This window comes from Virgibacillus sp. 6R, assembly GCF_001895305.1.
Taxonomy (GTDB): domain Bacteria; phylum Bacillota; class Bacilli; order Bacillales; family Amphibacillaceae; genus Virgibacillus; species Virgibacillus pantothenticus.
This window is the reverse complement of the sequence record NZ_CP017762.1, coordinates 4,600,496-4,619,720: the sequence shown is the minus strand read 5'-3', so window position 1 is coordinate 4,619,720 and position 19,225 is coordinate 4,600,496. Positions and strand designations below refer to the sequence as shown.

At 35.2% G+C, this 19,225-nt stretch carries 24 protein-coding genes and 1 pseudogene; 5 read left to right on the top strand and 20 right to left on the bottom strand.

Annotated features, from left to right (window positions below; genetic code table 11):
* Positions 1-7 precede the first annotated feature (7 nt).
* From BKP57_RS20890 to BKP57_RS20830, 15 genes are all read right to left on the bottom strand, one after another.
* The gene (locus BKP57_RS20890) at positions 8-1,741 is read right to left on the bottom strand and encodes a DNA polymerase B (protein WP_232231258.1); all 1,734 of its coding nucleotides are present in this window, start codon (positions 1,739-1,741) and stop codon (positions 8-10) included.
* Positions 1,742-1,749: 8 nt separating this feature from the next.
* Complete coding sequence (locus tag BKP57_RS20885) at positions 1,750-2,193, bottom strand: hypothetical protein (protein WP_072742288.1); 444 nt, start codon at positions 2,191-2,193, stop codon at positions 1,750-1,752.
* A complete protein-coding gene (locus BKP57_RS22360; protein WP_156875391.1) occupies positions 2,193-2,333 on the bottom strand; it encodes a hypothetical protein in 141 nt (46 codons plus the stop codon). The genes BKP57_RS20885 and BKP57_RS22360 overlap by 1 nt, the downstream gene beginning before the upstream one ends.
* A 3-nt stretch (positions 2,334-2,336) precedes the next feature.
* Entirely contained in the window at positions 2,337-3,254 is a 918-nt protein-coding gene (locus tag BKP57_RS20880) for an AAA family ATPase (protein WP_072742287.1), read from the bottom strand.
* Between the two features lie 21 nt (positions 3,255-3,275).
* A complete protein-coding gene (locus BKP57_RS20875) occupies positions 3,276-3,467 on the bottom strand; it encodes a hypothetical protein (RefSeq protein ID WP_072742286.1) in 192 nt (63 codons plus the stop codon).
* 117 nt (positions 3,468-3,584) lie between these two features.
* Positions 3,585-3,992 carry a hypothetical protein gene (locus tag BKP57_RS20870; protein WP_232231257.1) on the bottom strand — a complete coding sequence of 136 codons (408 nt, stop codon included), beginning with the start codon at positions 3,990-3,992 and terminating at the stop codon, positions 3,585-3,587.
* Complete coding sequence (locus BKP57_RS20865) at positions 3,993-4,892, bottom strand: YqaJ viral recombinase family protein (protein ID WP_072742285.1); 900 nt, start codon at positions 4,890-4,892, stop codon at positions 3,993-3,995.
* On the bottom strand, positions 4,889-6,085 hold the full coding sequence (locus BKP57_RS20860) for a helicase-related protein (RefSeq protein WP_232231256.1): 1,197 nt from the start codon (positions 6,083-6,085) through the stop codon (positions 4,889-4,891). The genes BKP57_RS20865 and BKP57_RS20860 overlap by 4 nt, the downstream gene beginning before the upstream one ends.
* A complete protein-coding gene (locus tag BKP57_RS20855; RefSeq protein WP_072742284.1) occupies positions 6,078-6,374 on the bottom strand; it encodes a VRR-NUC domain-containing protein in 297 nt (98 codons plus the stop codon). The genes BKP57_RS20860 and BKP57_RS20855 overlap by 8 nt, the downstream gene beginning before the upstream one ends.
* Positions 6,371-6,787 carry a hypothetical protein gene (locus BKP57_RS20850; protein ID WP_072742283.1) on the bottom strand — a complete coding sequence of 139 codons (417 nt, stop codon included), beginning with the start codon at positions 6,785-6,787 and terminating at the stop codon, positions 6,371-6,373. Before BKP57_RS20850 ends, BKP57_RS20855 begins: the two co-directional genes overlap by 4 nt.
* Positions 6,788-6,989: 202 nt before the next feature.
* Positions 6,990-7,193 carry a hypothetical protein gene (locus BKP57_RS20845; RefSeq protein WP_072742282.1) on the bottom strand — a complete coding sequence of 68 codons (204 nt, stop codon included), beginning with the start codon at positions 7,191-7,193 and terminating at the stop codon, positions 6,990-6,992.
* Positions 7,194-7,293: 100 nt separating this feature from the next.
* Positions 7,294-7,557 (bottom strand): hypothetical protein, encoded by a 264-nt coding sequence (locus tag BKP57_RS20840; RefSeq protein WP_072742281.1) that lies wholly within the window; start codon positions 7,555-7,557, stop codon positions 7,294-7,296.
* Positions 7,558-7,779: a hypothetical protein gene (locus BKP57_RS20835; RefSeq protein WP_072742280.1), complete on the bottom strand. Its 222-nt coding sequence runs from the start codon at positions 7,777-7,779 to the stop codon at positions 7,558-7,560.
* Positions 7,780-7,839: 60 nt separating this feature from the next.
* The gene (locus tag BKP57_RS22590; RefSeq protein WP_198035013.1) at positions 7,840-8,001 is read right to left on the bottom strand and encodes a hypothetical protein; all 162 of its coding nucleotides are present in this window, start codon (positions 7,999-8,001) and stop codon (positions 7,840-7,842) included.
* A gap of 59 nt (positions 8,002-8,060) precedes the next feature.
* On the bottom strand, positions 8,061-8,318 hold the full coding sequence (locus tag BKP57_RS20830) for a helix-turn-helix domain-containing protein (RefSeq protein ID WP_072742279.1): 258 nt from the start codon (positions 8,316-8,318) through the stop codon (positions 8,061-8,063).
* Positions 8,319-8,499: 181 nt separating this feature from the next.
* Between BKP57_RS20830 and BKP57_RS20825 the strand changes: the two genes are divergently transcribed.
* Entirely contained in the window at positions 8,500-9,153 is a 654-nt protein-coding gene (locus BKP57_RS20825) for a LexA family protein (protein ID WP_072742278.1), read from the top strand.
* A 70-nt stretch (positions 9,154-9,223) separates the two neighbouring features.
* Complete coding sequence (locus BKP57_RS20820) at positions 9,224-10,654, top strand: recombinase family protein (protein WP_072742277.1); 1,431 nt, start codon at positions 9,224-9,226, stop codon at positions 10,652-10,654.
* Between the two features lie 17 nt (positions 10,655-10,671).
* On the opposite strand, the pseudogene BKP57_RS20815 reads toward BKP57_RS20820, so the two are convergent.
* The 4 genes and pseudogenes from BKP57_RS20815 to BKP57_RS20800 all read right to left on the bottom strand — a co-directional run.
* Positions 10,672-11,046: pseudogene (locus tag BKP57_RS20815) on the bottom strand (manganese catalase family protein); the annotation flags it as partial.
* A gap of 40 nt (positions 11,047-11,086) precedes the next feature.
* The gene (locus tag BKP57_RS20810; protein ID WP_050353537.1) at positions 11,087-11,338 is read right to left on the bottom strand and encodes a spore coat protein CotJB; all 252 of its coding nucleotides are present in this window, start codon (positions 11,336-11,338) and stop codon (positions 11,087-11,089) included.
* 4 nt (positions 11,339-11,342) lie between these two features.
* Positions 11,343-11,570 (bottom strand): spore coat associated protein CotJA, encoded by a 228-nt coding sequence (locus BKP57_RS20805; RefSeq protein ID WP_050352833.1) that lies wholly within the window; start codon positions 11,568-11,570, stop codon positions 11,343-11,345.
* A gap of 956 nt (positions 11,571-12,526) precedes the next feature.
* The gene (locus BKP57_RS20800) at positions 12,527-12,766 is read right to left on the bottom strand and encodes a hypothetical protein (protein WP_072742275.1); all 240 of its coding nucleotides are present in this window, start codon (positions 12,764-12,766) and stop codon (positions 12,527-12,529) included.
* A gap of 765 nt (positions 12,767-13,531) precedes the next feature.
* Between BKP57_RS20800 and BKP57_RS20795 the strand changes: the two genes are divergently transcribed.
* The 3 genes from BKP57_RS20795 to BKP57_RS20785 all read left to right on the top strand — a co-directional run bounded on the left by BKP57_RS20795 (position 13,532) and on the right by BKP57_RS20785 (position 17,384).
* Positions 13,532-14,110 (top strand): hypothetical protein, encoded by a 579-nt coding sequence (locus BKP57_RS20795; RefSeq protein WP_072742274.1) that lies wholly within the window; start codon positions 13,532-13,534, stop codon positions 14,108-14,110.
* Positions 14,111-15,290: 1,180 nt separating this feature from the next.
* Entirely contained in the window at positions 15,291-15,713 is a 423-nt protein-coding gene (locus BKP57_RS20790) for a DUF805 domain-containing protein (RefSeq protein ID WP_050352830.1), read from the top strand.
* A 1,437-nt stretch (positions 15,714-17,150) separates the two neighbouring features.
* The gene (locus BKP57_RS20785; protein ID WP_072742273.1) at positions 17,151-17,384 is read left to right on the top strand and encodes a hypothetical protein; all 234 of its coding nucleotides are present in this window, start codon (positions 17,151-17,153) and stop codon (positions 17,382-17,384) included.
* 327 nt (positions 17,385-17,711) lie between these two features.
* Here BKP57_RS20785 and glnA read toward each other — a convergent pair whose 3' ends face one another.
* Positions 17,712-19,049 (bottom strand): type I glutamate--ammonia ligase, encoded by a 1,338-nt coding sequence (gene glnA / locus BKP57_RS20780; protein ID WP_050352828.1) that lies wholly within the window; start codon positions 19,047-19,049, stop codon positions 17,712-17,714.
* Positions 19,050-19,225 lie beyond the last annotated feature (176 nt).

The following is a 19,225-nucleotide window of genomic DNA, read 5'->3' as shown; positions in this document are numbered from 1 at the left end:
ACTGATATCAAAACAACCACCCTTCAATCTGTTTAATGTACCAGTTTAAATTAATCTTTCTTTTATCTAACTTTTTCAGTTCATCATTCCATACAAAGCAATTCTCACTCGTATAAGAGACTTTGTTATATTTGGTTTCTTTATCCTTTTTCGTTTTATAAACAGATCCTAAGTACCTGTCCTTTGTGGCAAAAATTCGATTTACTTGCTGCAAATTATCAAAGTAACTACTATAAGTTCCTTCAAGAAGCGTGTCCTCTTTAATCTCCTGAGCCATGCCATCAAACTTTCCTGCTTTGGCCACCAACTGAAAGTAATTAAATTGACGTTTTTTCCAAAGGTTTATGACTGTCTCATTGATTCGTTTGCCATGTATATAATAGTCCACTAGTGCTTTATCAATAACTGCATAGCTGTTTCTTGCAAAATTACCACCTTCGTAATTCGCAAATCGTCCTTTTGCTTTAATGGATCCATCCCTGTATTGGATTACGTAATTATTTACATCACGTTGTGCTATTTTTGTGATAAAATCTATTTCAAACTTAAGATCATAATGTTTCTCAAATAGTTCTAACAGCTTGATCATATTTTTTTCAAAACCCTTTTCATATTTAACAATAATCCCATCTGTATTGGTCTGTATAAGCTCCGCAAATCTCTCCAATAAACAAATGAGGTGCGTCATGATCAATTGGCCATTAACTACTATATTGTTTGCTTGCCTTGGATTATATAGTTTGTTGTACTTACTTTTCATAGAGCCGTACACACTTGTGAGTATTCGCTTGTAGACTTCTTCTTTCGAGTCCTTGGACAGCTTTAATTGCTGTCTTTGGTGATAGATTTGCTTGTACGTATCCATGTTAATATTGTCAGCAAATCCGTTATTAAGAATTAAAGAAGGGTAATAACTTGCAATGTCAATTTGCATGTAATTCCCTTCTCCTTGATATTGCTCCTTTGCCGCATGCAAACCTCCGAACCCATAAATGTGATCAATGCCAGCTAATTGATATGTGAGCTTTTCTCGTTCTAATAACTCGTGACTTTCGCCTTTTTTAAATCGCTTTTCAATCTCGTTGTAAAAATGCACCACAGCTGTAGGTAATTCGTGTTTTGGCAACCGATAATCATACGTAATATGTAATCGGTCATTATCGTGTGACGGCTTTGCTTTTAAAACTTCTGCTGCAAGGTTAGCTATTGTTTTTTTCATACTTGTAGCTGATAGCTTAAATTCTCTTATCATTTCTAATTTAGATGCAAAATAAGATTCTCGTTCTTCAAAGATTTCCTTTGTGGTCAATACATCATTTGTGCAATATTTAAAAGTATCTTCGATTTCTTGTTTGCCCAATGGGCGATTAATATGAAAATCTACTGGCGTTTCTATAATAGATTTACCCAAATTAGCTTGTACTTCTTTAAGACTCAATCCTTTTAACTCTTGCATAACATCTAAAGACAGTGGCTTTTGTAACTTCAAATTAAATCGTTTACCACTAATAATCTTTTTCGATGTTTCGTATGGATCCACACCTTTTAAAATGCTAGCAATAATTTTGTCATCATAGTTGTAATTGTTATAGCCGACTAGATAATTCACACTAGATAGAAAGCGCTCAAGAGCGCTCCTATCATTGTGCATTTTGGTTATCGTGCCTTCATCATCAATAAACACGGCTAGCCAATCATGTTTAAATACTTCCAGATCGTAGTAGGTAAACAAACCATTCACCTCATTTATTAAAACGGCACATCTTCAAGAGCTTCCCAATTCTGGAATGTTCCTTTTTTATTTGTTTTCAATTCAATCATACATTGCGATCCTAATCCTGCTTTTAAGGCTTCAACCAACACTTGTTCATCTTCAAAGTCTTCAATGGTTACATCAACATCTAAAACAGCAGCTGTTTTCATTGCTCGTTTCAAGTTAAGCTGTAACATTTTTTCATTACTGAAAAAGATGTTGCCAAAATATTTACGGTTTTCATATCCTTCGTTTTGAATCTCAAATTCAAAGCTAAGCCATTTTGTACCTTTGTCATTTGATCTCCAGCTTACATCCGTAAAAATGGCATCATATAAACCGTCTGGTAAGTTTTCAAAGTCATCCCCTACAGAATCGGTGCGTGGGTCGAACCCGTCATTTAAAATCTCTGCTGCCACTTCTTTTAAGTTAAATCCCATTATTGATCATCCTTTTCTTTAAGAGTTTGTTTTACAATTTCTTTGATATTACGGTTTGTAGAATACTCGCCGAACGAGTGCCCTACATAAGCGCTTATAATACAACTAACTGCCAATACGATTTCAAATGTGGTTGCCATACCTTACACCTTCGGACTAATTCGTGGTGGTCTTCTCGTTGGAGCAGTCTTTTTGTTTTCGGCATCCGTTTTTTCAGACTCTTGTTTTGGTTCCTGTGCTTTATTTTCTTCGGTTTGTTTCTCAGCCTGCTCACGCTCTTTTTGTTTCATTTTTTGCTGTGCAGCTTGCTGTTTCTCTTGTTCAGCGACAATCTTTTTCGCTTCATCCGTGCTTGTTTTCTTCGATTTATCAAAGGCGCCAATGACAGTGCTTAATAAATCTTTTATACGCTCATCATCCACTTTATCTTGTGTGTAATTCTTCCGTTTACTTTCCACTTGTCGAATATAATTTTTCCCAATCTTGCGACAAAGAATCGTGTAATCCGAGTTACCATTGACGATGTTTAACCATTTTAGCTTTAAGGACGGAACATGTTTCTCTACATCGTTTTCCTCGATAATGTTTAAACGGGAAAGGTAAAGAATATTAATCTGTTTCTTCATGGATAATTCTTTTAATCTCATTACCAGCACTCTTACCATCATTTCAAGCATTTGATGGCCTTTTCCCCAAGCAATGTCACCAACAGATTTAACATTGTGTTCCTCCGTGATTTCTTGTTCAAACATGGTGATGATGTCGTCAATCACATCAATAACCACTGTTTCATACGTATGTTTTGTTGTTTCAAGCTCCAGGATAATGTCAGACAGTAGATCACTAGCTGACCTAGTAATATCCCCTTTGGCGTTACGTTGGTTATTAATGTTAAGCGATGGCGTCTCGATCATTTCTGCGTTACCATCGGTATTTAAGTTAAGAGGATTGGGAAACTCGTCAGCAAAGTACGTCTTCCCGTGCATAGTACCTCCATAGATTACAAAGTTACGTGGTGTTTCTTTAGCTGCTTTTCTTTCGTTTTTTGGTAAAATAGACATGTTATTTATTCCTCCATTTTTTTAGATATATCTTTTGTCTTGATATTCGTCCCAGTTTAAATTGCCGCCACAACCAGGACAGTATTTAAAATTATCTAGCAAGTAGAATTCATATTCATCACAGAACGGCTCTGCTTCATCACCGGCCGAATAATAATTTTGATAAGCTGGCGTCCATTGAACTTTTACGGTCTTTATTATTTTTAATCTCAAATTCTCACCACCAACAAAGCTTCTGGGTAAACAATTCCGTTTTTATACGGATATTTTTTATTTAAGACGCGAAAGCAGTATGCCTGGTCACCTTTGATGTAAACTTTTTTAGTTTCTTTACCGATTATTGCGATCATGGTTGTTCTTCTCCCCTGGTACATTAAATTCAAAGTTGAAAACTTCCACTGGTCTTTGAAGTTTTGCAATGATAGCTTTCCAAATGGTGCTGTTTCGAATGACAAGTTGAAAAAACTCATCGCCATCTTTAAACTTCTCAATTAAAGAAACATCTTTGCAATTTAACCAATAACGATCTCGACTTTTATAGATAAAGAACAGAACATTTTGCAAGTGACTCCTGTCCATATCCTTTAATTCGTGAACGGTACCTTGTCCATCTACCCAGTTTGTTCGGTTAAGGACGTTTTCTGTTTTATATTGATTTTCTTTATTTTTTGGTCGTGTTACTTGATCTGCAAAATCAGCGTACATTTCTGATAAATAATAATCTGCCATTTCACCCATTTACACTTCCTCCTTCACATTTATCCTTATCGACCCTTTTGTCTTACTTACTTTCTGATATTCTTCAGCAAGATCAGGATAGTCTTTTTTAAATCTACTGCTATCAAACGACTTACGCTCTCCTGGCAGAATACGAGTAATCACTACATAATCTGTTTCGTATTTTTTGATGTCATAAGCTTCCATGGCATCATGTAACTTTTGTTTAGCGTCTTTATATTGCTTTTCGAGTTCTTTAAACTCAGCCAATTGCATTTCCAATTTAGAGACTTCACGAGCAAAGATCATCACTTCGTTTTGACCAAAGTTGATAAAATCTTCTTCTGTAGCTTTTGGGCTCTCTTTTAAAAATTCGCAACGGATCCAAAAGGTTTCTATGGCATCTAATATCTTTTCGATATAAGCATCATCACGTTCAATCTCTTGAACTTGTAATCTATTTGCATCAAACTCCGTGTCAAAATCCGATGGTCGTTCGTACAATGCTAACCAACCATAATCACAATCAAACTGATACATATACAATTGCATTTGAGCAATGTAAGGCTTTGTATTGAGATTTTTTCCGTGCGTTTTAATCTCTAGTATCAATTGATGCTCCGTCTCATAACCATCTGTGTTGGAGCGTATCCCATCACCAATGCGTGTATCCGGTACAAACATCACTTCATTTAACGCATTGATGTAATCCCTTATCATTGGTTCCATGATGTTTCCATACTGCGTAAACTCATTACCTTTAAATTCATTTTTCTTAATACCGACTTTTTCTTGAGCGAGTTCATATTGACTTTTATATTTGTTTAGCCCGATAATGGTTGGTATATCAGATCCACCAACATAAAGATTTCTTTTATTGGTTACGTTCGGTTCCTCTTTTGCAGGTAATAAATTAGTCATATCCCCATCTCCTTCTTAAATAATTCTTCAGTAAAATCTTTTTTATCGTTTAACGCATTGTAAATGCTGACTTCAACTGTACCTTTAGTAATGTATCTGTAGACAGTTACTTTTTTCTTTTGGCCGTTCCGATATGCTCGTCCTAAAGCTTGTTCGTAGTCTTGAAAACTATAGGTTGGTGTATAAAAGACAACCACGTTGGCATATTGCAACTCGATTCCCGCCGAACCAGCCATATACTGTACAAGCGTTACGCTATTAGATAATCCGTTCCAATCATTTTTCTTCGGTAGAGCTGTCTTTTGCCCACTCACTTCAAAGATGGTTTTCCCTAGCTTCTTCATTATCTTTTGTAGCTGTTCTTTTTCTTCCTGGTAGTAGTAAAAGATAATAATGTTTTCACTTGTACCTTCTGCAAGCATTTCCGAGTATTTCAATTTGTCTACTTGGTTTGCGTGGAAACGGAGTCCATGCTGCAACTTCGGTACACTGTCATATAATTCATCATTTAAGACTCGATCTTTACTGATGATGTTGTATTCTTTAGTAGCTTTAAAGCTAATATCATGAAACACAATCCCTGGTAAATCGAGACAATCTTCTTTGGCCAACTTTATACTAAAAGATTGATAGATTTCTTTTAACTTCTCCTGGTCTTTCCAGTCAGATACAACTTTTACTGGTTTAGGTCTACCGACATACATATCATCGTAGATAGCATGCTCCTTAAGAAATTGAGTCTTATTTTTGTAATAGCCGAACATTATCATATAAGCGATCGTATCTCCCCAACCGTTACTACTTGGCGTTGCACTTAATAGAAGATAATGCTTCGCGATCTTGGTTAAATTAATACCAGCTTTCCCTCTTTGGCTAGTCGGGTTCTTGATGTAATGACATTCGTCGTACACTACAAAGTAGCCGTTATAATCTTTCCAACGCTTTGCTAACACACCATAGCTAAGTGTTTCGTACTCAATAGCGATATTGTGCTGCTCAGAAACAAAACTAATATCTCTATCCCAACCGCCTTCTTTAATCTTTTGTGGTGGAGCCACAATCAATAATGGCTCCCCTTTGGTGTGTCGCAAATAATGATAGATGGCCATAATGGTTTTACCTGTTCCTGTGTCTGCTGCAACGATGTAATTTTTATCTATGCTGTTTAATAAGTTTTTTTGAAACTCATACAAGATCGAATTTTTTAAAATAGTGCTTCGTTTGTTCAAGAGAGCTTGTGACAAATGCAATTCCACCTGCCTTTTGTATCATTTGGATATTTGCTTCTTGTAGTGGTGACACCTTCCCACCCTCTTCACGTTTTACTTCAATGGCCACGAATCTACCCTTTACACAAGCCAATATATCCGGCGTTCCTGCTTTACTAAAAAGACTGCCGTGTGTTTTGCGGTGATAAGCACCTAGCTTGTCCAGGTATCCTTTAATTTGATTTTCTACACGTTTTTCAGGTCCCTGACTCATACCCGACCACCTAGAATCAAGACCATATCTGCCTTTTTAGCCTTACGTGCATTTAACTTTTGCGTTGGTTCTTGATAGTAATATTCATTCAACTTTTGTGACGTAATTTGTTTACTCTCTACAAACTCCGCAACGCCCACATAATCTAATTCTTTTTGACTAACTCCAAGATCATTAGCAAGAGCAGACTTATCAAACTTGGTGCTATGACCGTTCTTTACAGTTAAGACATGCGGATTATCATTCTTATAAGCAATCACGTTTCCATGCTTCAAAATATGGCTAATGATTTTTTCTTCTTTATCATCAATGCTTTCTTTTAATTGCTTGCGCTTCTTTTTTAGTTCTTCCATTTCGTTATACAAGCCGTTAATTTCCGACTGTTGGATTTGTGTTCGCACATTAAAATCCACGATCTATTCCTCCCTGTTGCTTCATTACATGTTGTTACGATATAATGAAGCTAATTAGTATATTGTTATTAGTCTGATGCGCCAACATCAGGCTTTTTTCTTTTTAAAACAAAACTAATATAATACCCAGCGCTACCAACAAAGCACCTAATAGATTGATAGTGAAATCTTTTGCTGTGTACAATCGTTCATCACCTACCTTTTAAATTGGAGTTACTTCTATTTTTCCAACAGAGCGAAATCCTGCATAAACATAGCCGCTACCATAATTGACCACGAAATGTATATCTGATGAAACTAGATGCGGAAGTACCATGCTTAAAAGGTTATTGAAATTCACTACCTCCATATCTTCAGTAACAGTCACTTTCTTTCTTCCTAAATCGGTTATTTTAACTTGGAACATTGCTTCACTCCCCTTCATAAATTAATTAAAATCAACCAATTACCAACTACGACAAGACCAAATGCAACAGGATAAAACACATCTGGTTCCAGTAGCTTATTCAAAACCAATTCCTCCTGGTTGCTTCCTGCTTTTCTATTTGTCTCAAGATCGTCCTAGCTTCATCAGTCGAACTCTTGCTGTTCTTCATACGCTGTAACTCTTCTAGCGCATGGGCTACATTGCGGTGATGTATAGCTGCTTTTTCAAATTCACCTTGCGCAACACAACGGGCAGCATGCATAAAGTTGTAATCATAAACAGCTAACTGCTTGTCTGCCTTCTCTTGATCCTTTTCTAGAAACATTGACAACTTACTAGGCATTTATCTCCCTCCCTCAAAGTCTCTTGCATAACTAACTTGCCTATAAAGCTTCATTACTTCTGGGTTGTTGAACGTATACGCTGCCGTATAAAGCAATGGAATGTTATACGTCCTTTCCATATCCTCCATCAAAGTAACTAACCGTTTGTTACGGATCCGCTTAGGTGCTTGCATGATGTTGTCAAAGCGTTGGTGAAACGATTGCAGTTTCTCTTGCATCATGTGGGTTTACCTCCTTTTCTTTTTGAAAGCTTGTCCTACGGAGCAATCCCTACTTAGGGATTACTTTTTTTCAACAAGCACATGTTCTTTACCAGTTGTCATAAATGCATAAGCTAATTTACATCGATCAGCCAGCTCCTTATGTTCGCAAGGATTGAATTCTTGTTTTACACCGTTAATAATTCTAAAATGCCTAACAGTGTAATTAATTTTTTTTCTCAATCTTTGCACCTCCCTCGATACATGCTATGCAAGCACAAATGTGGGACTAACCATGTTTTTCATGAACATTCAACTCCTTCCTTATTTTCTTTTTTCGCACATGGCGCGACATCAATATTAAAAAAAATTGAAGTTGCTTCCTCTTTTGTTAAATTCAATACGTAAACGATTCGATTAGCCTCTTTAATTGATAAAGTGTCACCTTTGTTGTTCAGTTTTCTGTAAAGAGTACTTCTATCTATACCAATCTTTTCGGCCAATTCTCTAATGTTCATTTCATTTTCTACAATTTTCCCTTTTAACTTGTTTACATTCACGCTATTCACACCCCCTCCACTTTGTCGCGTGTCGTGCGATTAATTACATCATAAAGGATTACTTTTCTAGTGTCAAGACAAAAATCGCATTTTGTAATAATTTGTCGCTAAAAACATTCATTTTTTGTTGCATATTTGCGACAAACTGTGTTATAATCTATTTGAAAGTGAGGTGATAACATTGAAAATAGGCGATAGAATACGAAAGAGAAGAAAAGAACTTAAACTATCTGTAGATCAACTAGCAGAAATGCTAGGTAAAAATAGAGCTACGGTATATAGATATGAAAGCAGTGAAATTGAAAACATGCCGATTGATATTATTCAACCGTTAGCAAAGGCATTGAAAGTCTCCCCAGCATATTTAATGGGATGGGAAGAATTCGACAAAGATAACAATATTATAAGAGAAGAAAGAGCTGCCTATAATTATAATTATTATCCTCAATCTATATCTGCTGGTTTACCATTGCGTGTAGATGGCATTACAGAAGCAGATGAAATCCAAGTCCCTGACTCAGTTATGGGTAAGTGGGCAGGAGATCGAGAAATATTTATGATGAAGGTGAACGGAGAGTCCATGAATAAAAAAATTCCTGATGGTTCGTTGATTGCTGTTAAACCTATCGAAGCCCATAATTTAAAACAAGGAGATATCGTAGTTTATTCAGATGGTGGTGATTATTCTGTAAAGCACTATTTTAGAGATGGCGACAGAATTATATTTAGACCTGACTCTCATGATCAACGTTTTTATGATTATATTACAAACATTGATAATGAAAATTTGATAATCCACGGTAAAGTAGTTGTTTATATCGTGGAACTTGATTAAATTACTTAGCGCTAATTAATTTAACTAAGGCAGGATAGCTACCTGCCTCTTTTTATAAGAGGTGATAATAATGAAAGTTGCTGCATATCTTCGAGTTAGCACAGATGAACAAGTAGAGTCTGGCCACTCCTTACTAGAACAACGAGAAAGACTTAAAGCTTATGCCAAAGTAATGGGATGGGATAAACCAACATTTTACATAGATGATGGTTACTCTGCAGGTAGCCTAAAACGACCACAATTGCAAAAGTTAATAAAAGATATTGAAAGTAGAAAAGTAAATATTTTAATGACAACTAAACTTGATCGTTTAAGTCGTAACTTGCTTGATCTACTGCAGGTAATAAAGTTTATGGAGACACATGATTGTAATTACGTATCTGCAACTGAAAGTTTCGACACATCTACAGCAGCTGGAAGAATGGTTTTACACTTGTTAGGTGTATTCGCAGAATTTGAACGTGGCCGAACTAGCGAACGTGTTAAAGATAATATGACATCACTTGCCCGGAATACAAACATGGCTTTATCTGGTCCTTGTTTTGGTTTTGATATTATTGATAAACAATACGTATTAAACAAAAAAGAAGCTAAGTATGGATTAAAAATGGTTGAGATGACCGAGGCTGGGCATGGAACAAGATCAATTGCACAATGGTTAAATAGCATGAACGTGAAAACAAAACGAGGAAAGCAATGGGATTCTACGGCTGTTCGTAGATTGTTGAGAACAGAGACTATTTGTGGAACTAGAATTATGAATAAGAGAAAAAAAGTGAATGGGAAAACGGTTATTCGTCCAAAAGAAGAATGGATTATTAAGGAGAATAATCATGAAGGTTTTATCTCCCCTGAGCGGTTTAAAAACCTACAAAACATTTTAGATTCAAGGAAAATAAATAAACAACATGAAAATGAAACCTATTTACTAACAGGGATATTAAAATGCGGTTATTGTGGAGGTACAATGAAAGGTAGTTCAGCTCGCGTATCAAGAGGAGATAAAAAATATGAGTATTATCGTTATATATGTTCCTCTTATGTAAAAGGAAGCGGCTGCAAGCACCATGCCGCACATCGTGAAGATATTGAAAATGCAGTAATTACACAAATAGAAAGTGTAACTAACTCTTCTGACAAAGAATTGCAATTGAAAGTAGTAGCTAGTAATGAAAATGAAGATGTAGTTGAATTAAAACGAGCTTTAGAATCATTGGATAAACAAATGATGCGACAAATTGAAGCTTACGGTAAAGGTTTGATCGAAGAAGAAGATTTAGAGAGGTCTAATAAGTACGTAAAAGAACAACGTCAATTGTTACGTAATCAGTTAGACTCACTGAAGCAAATTAATACACCTCAAGCATTAAAAGAAAAAGCAAAGACACTCTTACCTGACATTAAAAGTTTAGATCGAAAAAAAGCAAAAACTACTATTGCTCAACTCATTGACTCTTTGGTATTGACTGACGGGGAGCTAGATATAGTTTGGCGTATTTAATTTGTGGTCGTAAAGACAATCGGATCTCCTTTTGCCTGAATATAAGTAGCAGTAAATGGTACCCCCGCTGCATTATTGTAAAACAACGCTCTGTCGTGATCTACGAAGTGCTCTCCAATACCTGCTTGCTTTAATTGTTCAGGAGTTGCATCTTTTGTTAATTTATAAACCATCGTTGCAATCATTTCTAGATGTGCAAACTCCTCTGTCCCAATATCATTGAGCAGTCCTACTACTTTATCCGGAATCGTGTAACGTTGATTTAAATAACGAAGTGCCGCAGCGAGTTCACCATCTGCTCCTCCATATTGCTCAATAAGAAATTTCGCTAGCATTGGGTTACATGTGCTCACCTTTACAGGATATTGCAGCTTTTTTTCGTAATACCACATTTGATTTTCCCCCTAACCATTAGATATTGTTTTCTATTTACTACACTTGCCACGGCCAAGGTGTGTCTTTCCAATTCCATGGATAGTCGGAAAAACTTTTCCCAAAATGCATGAGTGGTCCAAACTGTTTTTCAAAATCCATTTTTAACTGCATCGTTTTTTTAGATAGTTCGTTATATTGTTGAATAGCTTCATAATCATTTGGATGGGTGTCTAAATAAAGGTTTAACTCAACCAGAACAAAATCGTTTGCTTGGATTTCCTCGAGTAGTTGATAGTATTCGGGAGGCATTTGCTTATTCACCTTGCTCGCCTCCTTTATGAGGGTTAGGATAGGGACTGTATAACTGAGGCCAAAGTGTACCATGACAGAGTGCTTCTTTTGGAGTGCTAAATTGTTTTAATCCATACGGTTGGAATCCCATATATAATTGGGGTGGCGTAGCATAACTTTTCACTTTAATGGGTTTACATGGGTCATACGGGCTTATATAAGGTTCCCAATATTTATACTGTGTGAACATAATATCCTCCTTCCTTGTCATCCATTAATCATAATATGACGGTAACTTGCGTTTATTCATAAATAAACAAAACTTAATGAACCCGTATTCATCAATCTATACTGCTTTTTTATACCTTTACAACTCATCAAACGCATCGTAACATTTTTCCATATGTCCATTTTTATATACATGTTAAAATGTTTAGATATAAGGGCTAGTGGATTCTACAATAAATGAGCGCCATAAGAATGTTAGTGTTGGGGCAATTGTGAATTGCGTATGACACTTCTAATGTTTCGTTGAAAAGCATTCTAGAAAATGATATTTTGCAAGGAACACAGAATTTTCTTCTTTGAATGAATCAAGTAATATTTGATGTAACTTCACGTGAGGATTAAAAATGTCTGTTCATCATATGTACATATGATTGCAATTGTCGATTTGTATCCTTCGTTACCTCTTTTTTTCCCTCAAAAATCATTTTAATTTAGAAAAACTTGGCTTGTCGCCAAGACTTTAGGTCGAGTAGGAGGGAACCTTTCCTTTGGGATTGTGTTCCGTCCCCTCCCCTCACAGATCCGTGCGGGCGCAATTAACGCACACGGCTCCTCAACCAACATCTTTCACAAAATATAGCTAATATGCTCCCTTAATTCGTAAATGTTAACCTTTATCTTTGGTTTCGGAAGTGGATATTTACGCAAATAACAACCGAAACTTCTCCCATGTGAACGACTTACGCTGACTTCTGCGGTTCATCCACTTGAAAAATTGTTTGATTATTTCATCTTGAAATTTCTCCACTGCTGGCAAATTGTCTGTGATACTATCATAGGGCGCATTTCTAAAGTTGCCTCGTTGCTGGGTGATGGAGCCGGACGTGGCTATTCGGTTATTTCTTTATCCCCAAGCACCTCATTTTATGCTTTCTTATCTTATGCTTATGAAAAAAACGAAGCACTATTTGTGCTCCGTCACCATACAACATTTCTAAGCTCCTTTTCATTCTCATAGTCCACCAATTCTTCGTATGATTGCGCTTTCAAAATAATGCTATTTACATTATCCAAATTAATGATCGTATTTTTGCTTTTGTACCACTTGGAATCATATCGTTTTAAACTAAAGAAAAAATCATTTTTGCTTTCCCGCTCTTCTTCTGTAACAATTTCAGTACCGTCCGTCATAATGAACGTGATTGTATATTTTTCCATCACTTACACCTCCCTTCTTTCTATGATACGATAAAATGAAAGGAATTTCCCGTTTTCGACATCATTGTTTTAAAAATTTAATGTAAAAAAATTGAAGCGGTTTTCATATATATATGCAGAGTTTAATCCCACCGTTTATCCGATACTTACCTTCTTTCCATACTTAACGATGAGGTGAGCGTATAGACGGAAAATTTAGTCATGGTGTATAAATAAAGTATTATGTTAGGCGGGCGGTTAAAAGTATTGATAAAAGCAATTCGAAGCTATCGCAGCAAAGGTAAGGAAATAGATAGACAGTGGCTATGAACTAAAAGTTTACCATATTTCCAGATAGCATCGGTAAAAATTATATTTATTATTGTTCTCTGAATATTACTCAAGTAAAATATTGCAGGAGTTAGGATAGATGTATGAGACAACAACATTAAATGTTCTGTTTTGCCAGTATACTAGCTGTAGCAATTAATATAAGAGCAGGAGTTAACCAAGATATGAAGTATTTTGGTTAGAAAAACTTTGTCGCCAAGTCTAATGGCGAAAGTCTTTTGTTTTTCTTATACTATAAACCAAAAAAATTTTATACTTTCCTATAGTGTAAAAAAGACTTTAAGAAAAGTTGACTTATATATGGATAAATTCAATATTCCAGTTTGGTAAAGGCTTAAAACAAACTTCATTACTCGTATAAAATAGATTACGAGGAGGTCATATACATAACGATATTGTAGTATACACTAGAAAAGATAGAGGAGATAGATGTTTATGCACTTAAAAAAAATCAGAGGTTGGAAAAGAAGAATAAAACAGCTTGAGGAATGGAAAAAAGATAGTAATTTGCTTGATATTAATTCTTTAAGAATGTACGGAGTTGAATATAGAAAAATATTTAACTTTGATGAGCGATATTTTATCCCCAATTGGTTTAAGCGTGAAATCGTATTAAGCTTCATTGATGTTTTTAAGCGTTGGGAAGCTCAGGCAAAAGATGAATTTGAAGAGTTTTATATGTGCTTACATATTAATGAAACTGATATTTTCGACTCTGAAATTATAATTATTATTGCAGAGGCAATAAATTTATATAAGAGTAAGTTTAAAAAAGTTAAAAATTATATACCAATGCCGGATTGGATTATTACGTTCGATAATAAAGAGTGGAGTCCATATTATCTCCATTCAGTCTGGTTGCAGGATGAAATTAATTCACTATCTGACGCAGATAAAAGAAAACTAATGAAACAGTTAGTGAGAGTGAATAAAAATAAAGTTAATTCTCGAGAACTACAAGAGTATATTATTCGAGATTCTATTTTTTGGTGTTTAGATATTGAATATACATAGCTTAAATAAATTTAGCATATGGAAAGAGTGTAACGATTAAGATCACCTTTTTCATTTGTTGATGGTAGTCTTGGCAGTAGCAAAATGAAGCGTTCATAGCTCATAAGCCTCATTTTCATCAACTTGGAAAGTTCACCGACAAATTGCCACCTTTGCTTTAAAATTTTGAAATTATTTTCTAATTTGCATCCTAAATTTTAGACTGGGAAAATTATCGTACCCTTCTGTATACAGCAGCAAATCATTCTTTTATATATTTTACTGCGTATCCAATGATGATACGAATTATTACAGAAAATCCAACCTTCCACTCAGGACAAACAAAACCCCTTAACGCCATTACTACCAAGGGTTTCTGCTTATTAATAAGTTCTCAAATACCGTTCGCTTTCCTAGGGTGGATTTGTGTTTTGATTATGCCCTTTACTTTATTACTTTTCATATGCTTTCAATAAATACGTTCTAATAGGGTTTTATACAGCTAGTCTTTCAGTATTTATCCTACTTTTTCATTCTTATGTGCGTGTTTTGTGACGTATCTGTGCGTGAATATTTTTAGTTTAGAGCTTGCTAAATAGCAGGCTCTTTTTATCGATTGATGTTTAATTTTTTAATGAACTAGCAACATTTTTTAAGTCGGGATAAAATTACTCGTTTACCATATATGCTACTGCAAAAAATAGTAGGCATTAAAACCTTTTCTTGATTTATCCTTTTAGTATCTCTTTTTTTGTGGAATTCTTCATCCGTGAAATCGCCTTGTTCTTTTAATTGGCTCCTCGCTATTTAATGTTGGTAGCATAGCCAAAAGATAGAATCGTAGTCGGTTTGACATGGAGCCTCGGCGGGCATGATTTATGAGCCAAGCAGCTAATATGAAAAGGATATTGGCTCACACATAGAAAATGATATCATGCCCGACACTCCACGTAAAACCTCCTATACTATCATCTGTTTCAATACTAAATAGCGAAGAGACTTTTAATTTCGCTATCTGCTCGAGTAAAGTGTATTTGTTTTCGGTCTGCTTTGTTACTGTAGCCGTTTACCTGGATTGTTAATTTTCTCATAAAGGATATTGAGAAATACAAGGAGACATAAAATATGGAATTTCAGTTAAATATTTAAAGAAATGATAAATTATGATATAATTCTTTGTTGAAAAAGGGGAGGGAAAAGTATGAAATGGTTTATAAAATGCTTGAAAAATTATGCTACATTTAGAGGACGTGCCAGAAGAAAAGAGTTTTGGATGTTTACATTGGTCTACATGTTAATTCTTTTTGCGTCCGTACTTTTGCTGTCACTCGTAAGCCCTGAGTTACTAAGTGATGATCAAACAGCCTATGGCACAAGCAGCACAGATGCTGACCTGGGGATCGGTGGAGGTATATTAACATTTTTACTAACAATATTCTATATATCTATGATTTTACCATCACTCGCTGTTACTGTGCGACGGTTGCATGATACAGGTAAATCAGGCTGGTGGTACTTTATTATATTCATTCCATTTGTTGGTTGGATTATTTTAACTATCTTTTTAATTTTGGATAGTGAACCAAATGAAAATAAGTATGGTCCAAATCCAAAGCTTGAATAACATCCCAAATTAATAATAATAGCCTATTCCTTTAACTAAAAAAGGGGTAGGCAATAACTGCATGAGGTTAATTAACATTAGTTAATCACCTATAATAAGAACACTTGTTCCTAAAATACGGCCTGATCACTCAAACAACTAGTTACAGAGGCTTTATAACTACGCAGTTGGTCAAAGCTGTATTTAAACATGACCAGAAATACTTCGACTATTTGCATGAACCTGATTTTCACTCAGTTTTTACAGACGAAGCCATAGACTTATTGAAAAAGATTTAGCTGCCACTATAAAAAAACTATCCAACCGGTAACCACTTGAATATTAAACGGATCGGTAAAACTACATACAAGCCGCAGCATAATAATAAATTTGGCTGGCACGCCAGTTCAATTGCGAGAAATGACTGCAAAAATATGTACTAGATATTTGTGCGTAAGGCTGTTGAGTTTGAGAACAATAGAGAACGAATTACATAAAGTTTGTGCCGCCTGATGTTGAATAAAACAAAAACAGCTTTTTTAAGAGGCTGATTATGCTTTAAAGTAATTTTCGATAATAAATAACATCATTTCATTCCCTTATTTGAGTATGGAATTATTTTTTATTTTTAAAATCAGTTTTAATGGTTATATATCCCAAAATACTCATAAGGATGTAGTAAACTCCGATTATTGGAATAATCCTAGACAAGCTACCATCAGCTCGAATATATGCAAAAATCACCCAAGTTATAGAAAATACAAACGGAATTCTGATGAAATAAGTTATAAATCCAAAGTGGTTAACTTCTCAAAGTCTCCCTCCTATAATCCAACTTCTATATTTTTTATTTGCTTTAGAATTACATACATCCCACATAGCTGTTGCCACAATTCCTGGAAATGTAGATAATTGCGAGTATAAACATCCACTTGAGAAATAAATTGTTATAATATCCAATTAATTTTGCCACAACATTTATTTAGATTAGAAACAGTTAAGAATATGGAAGTTGTATAACACCATTTGCTTCAAATCAAAGGATATGTTGTAATTTTTCAATTAAAATGTTAGATTGTTAATAATAAAATTAATTAGAGGAAAAATTAAGTTTTTATTGATATATGTTTTCACCACATATCTACGCTGATCAAGTTAGCCAGAAACAGAAAATGATTTTCTTTACGAAAGTTTAAAATCTGGTGAAACTGTGATGGATTTTTATTATGAACCAATTTCTGAGGAGGAATTAATTGACAAAAACGAAACACTATCAAAAGAGGTTTGAAAATGAGTCTAATAAAAATACAAATGTAACATCAACGAGCCGAAAGAATAAATGGTATCTCAAGGGAAAAGCTATGTTGGTCTAAGTTACAGGCCAAAGATACGCTGGGCTTCCATTATATAGAACGGAATTTATAGAGTTATAATTTTAATATATGCTGGGAGAAATTTATGAATAAAATAATGATAGGTTCTATTTTCCTTCTAATGTCTACAATCCTATATTGTACTCGATATATTAGTGCAGCTATTTCAGGAGCAAACGCTAACAGCTGGTCTAAAGATGACTTTATAGAACATTTATCATATGTACCAAATGATTTATTGATACTAAGTGGCATTGCTCTAATATTAGGATTGATTTACTTTATTTGGGGATCAATAGAGAGGAAAAAAAGTAAATAGTTATACATTTTTGCCTACATCACGTATGCTCCTCAACCAAGAGGAGCTTTTTAATTTTACTGATCGTCTTTTTTATACTTCAAGAACTTCACAATAAAACTAAAATTTGCAGGTAGGGAAATAAAAGAAATCCAAGAAAGATTAACTAGGATAAAAGAAAAAGGCATGAGTGACTTCGAAAATCATATGAGTAGTATTTTAGATGAATAATTTTTTATGCATATTTTTCTGGGTAATCTCTGGGCGTTCACCAAGAAACCATTAAATTATGACCCTGATTACAAAACCAAAAACCCTCGACACCAACAGTGCCAAGGGCTTCCGTAATTAATAAGTTCTCAAATATTGTTCTCTTTCCCAAGGGTGGACTTGTGTTTTGAACATCTCCCATTCGATTTCTTTTGCCTCAATAAAATGCTCGAATAGATGCTCACCTAACGAATTAACAATAACGTCGCTTTTCTTTAATTCTTCTAAAGCGCCAGCTAATGTGCTAGGAAGATCATGAACGCCGTTTTCTTCGCGTTCTTCTTTTGACATCACATAAATATTACGGTCGACAGCTGGTGGTGGTGTCATTTCCTTTTCAATCCCATCTAACCCAGCAGCCAGTAAAGTAGCAAGTGCTAAATACGGATTCGCTGAAGGGTCAACACTACGAGCTTCTACACGTGTGCTAATACCGCGGGAATTCGGAATACGCATGAGACAACTTCGGTTGGCGCCAGACCAAGCAATATAGCTTGGTGCTTCATAACCAGGCACTAGACGTTTATAGGAATTAACGGTTGGATTCGTAATTGCTGTAAAGCTACCGGCATGTTTAATAATCCCAGCGATAAATTGGAAAGCAGTTTTACTTAATCCCATATCGCCATCCTTATTGTAAAATGCATTTTCGCCATTTTTAAATAGCGACATGTTGACATGCATTCCAGACCCATTTACTCCAAATAGTGGTTTTGGCATAAACGTAGCATGTAGATTATGCTTGCGGGCAATCGTCTTAACCACAAGTTTAAATGTTTGAATATCATCAGCATGCTTTACGGCATCTGAATATTTAAAATCAATTTCATGTTGTCCAGGAGCGACTTCGTGATGGGAAGCTTCAATTTCAAAGCCCATTTCTTCTAATTCAAGAACGATGTCTCGACGACAATTCTCCCCTAAATCGGTTGGCGCAAGGTCAAAATAGCCACCATGGTCGTTTAGTTCCATAGAGGGTTCACCCTTTTCATCGAGCTTAAAGAGGAAAAATTCAGGTTCTGTACCAATATTAAAGGCATCAAATCCGAGCTCCTCCATTTTCTTTAAATTACGTTTTAAATTATAACGGGGATCTCCCTCAAAAGGCGTACCATCTGTTTTGTAAATATCACAAATGAAGCGAGCAACTTTCCCTTTTTCTGATGTCCATGGAAAAACAACGAATGTATCTAAATCAGGGTATAAATACATATCAGATTCCTCTATGCGAACAAAACCTTCAATGGAGGAGCCATCAAACATCATTTTATTATCTAACGCCTTATCCAATTGGCTAAGTGGGATTTCCACATTTTTGATGGTTCCCAGCATATCTGTAAACTGCAATCGAATAAAGCGGACGTTTTCCTCCTTAATGCGTCTTACTACATCTTCTCTCGTATAAGTTCTTCCCATACTTTGTCCTCCTATATAAATAATTATTTATTTGAATAGGAAAACAAATAGATAGTAATAGTGTGAATTTCAAAAATGGCAGAAAATGAACGCAACCGATTCTTTGTTGGTTTGTTTCAGGTGGTTCTGCTATTCATGTAAACCACCCAAAACTAGACAGGTATAGAATAGTTTGG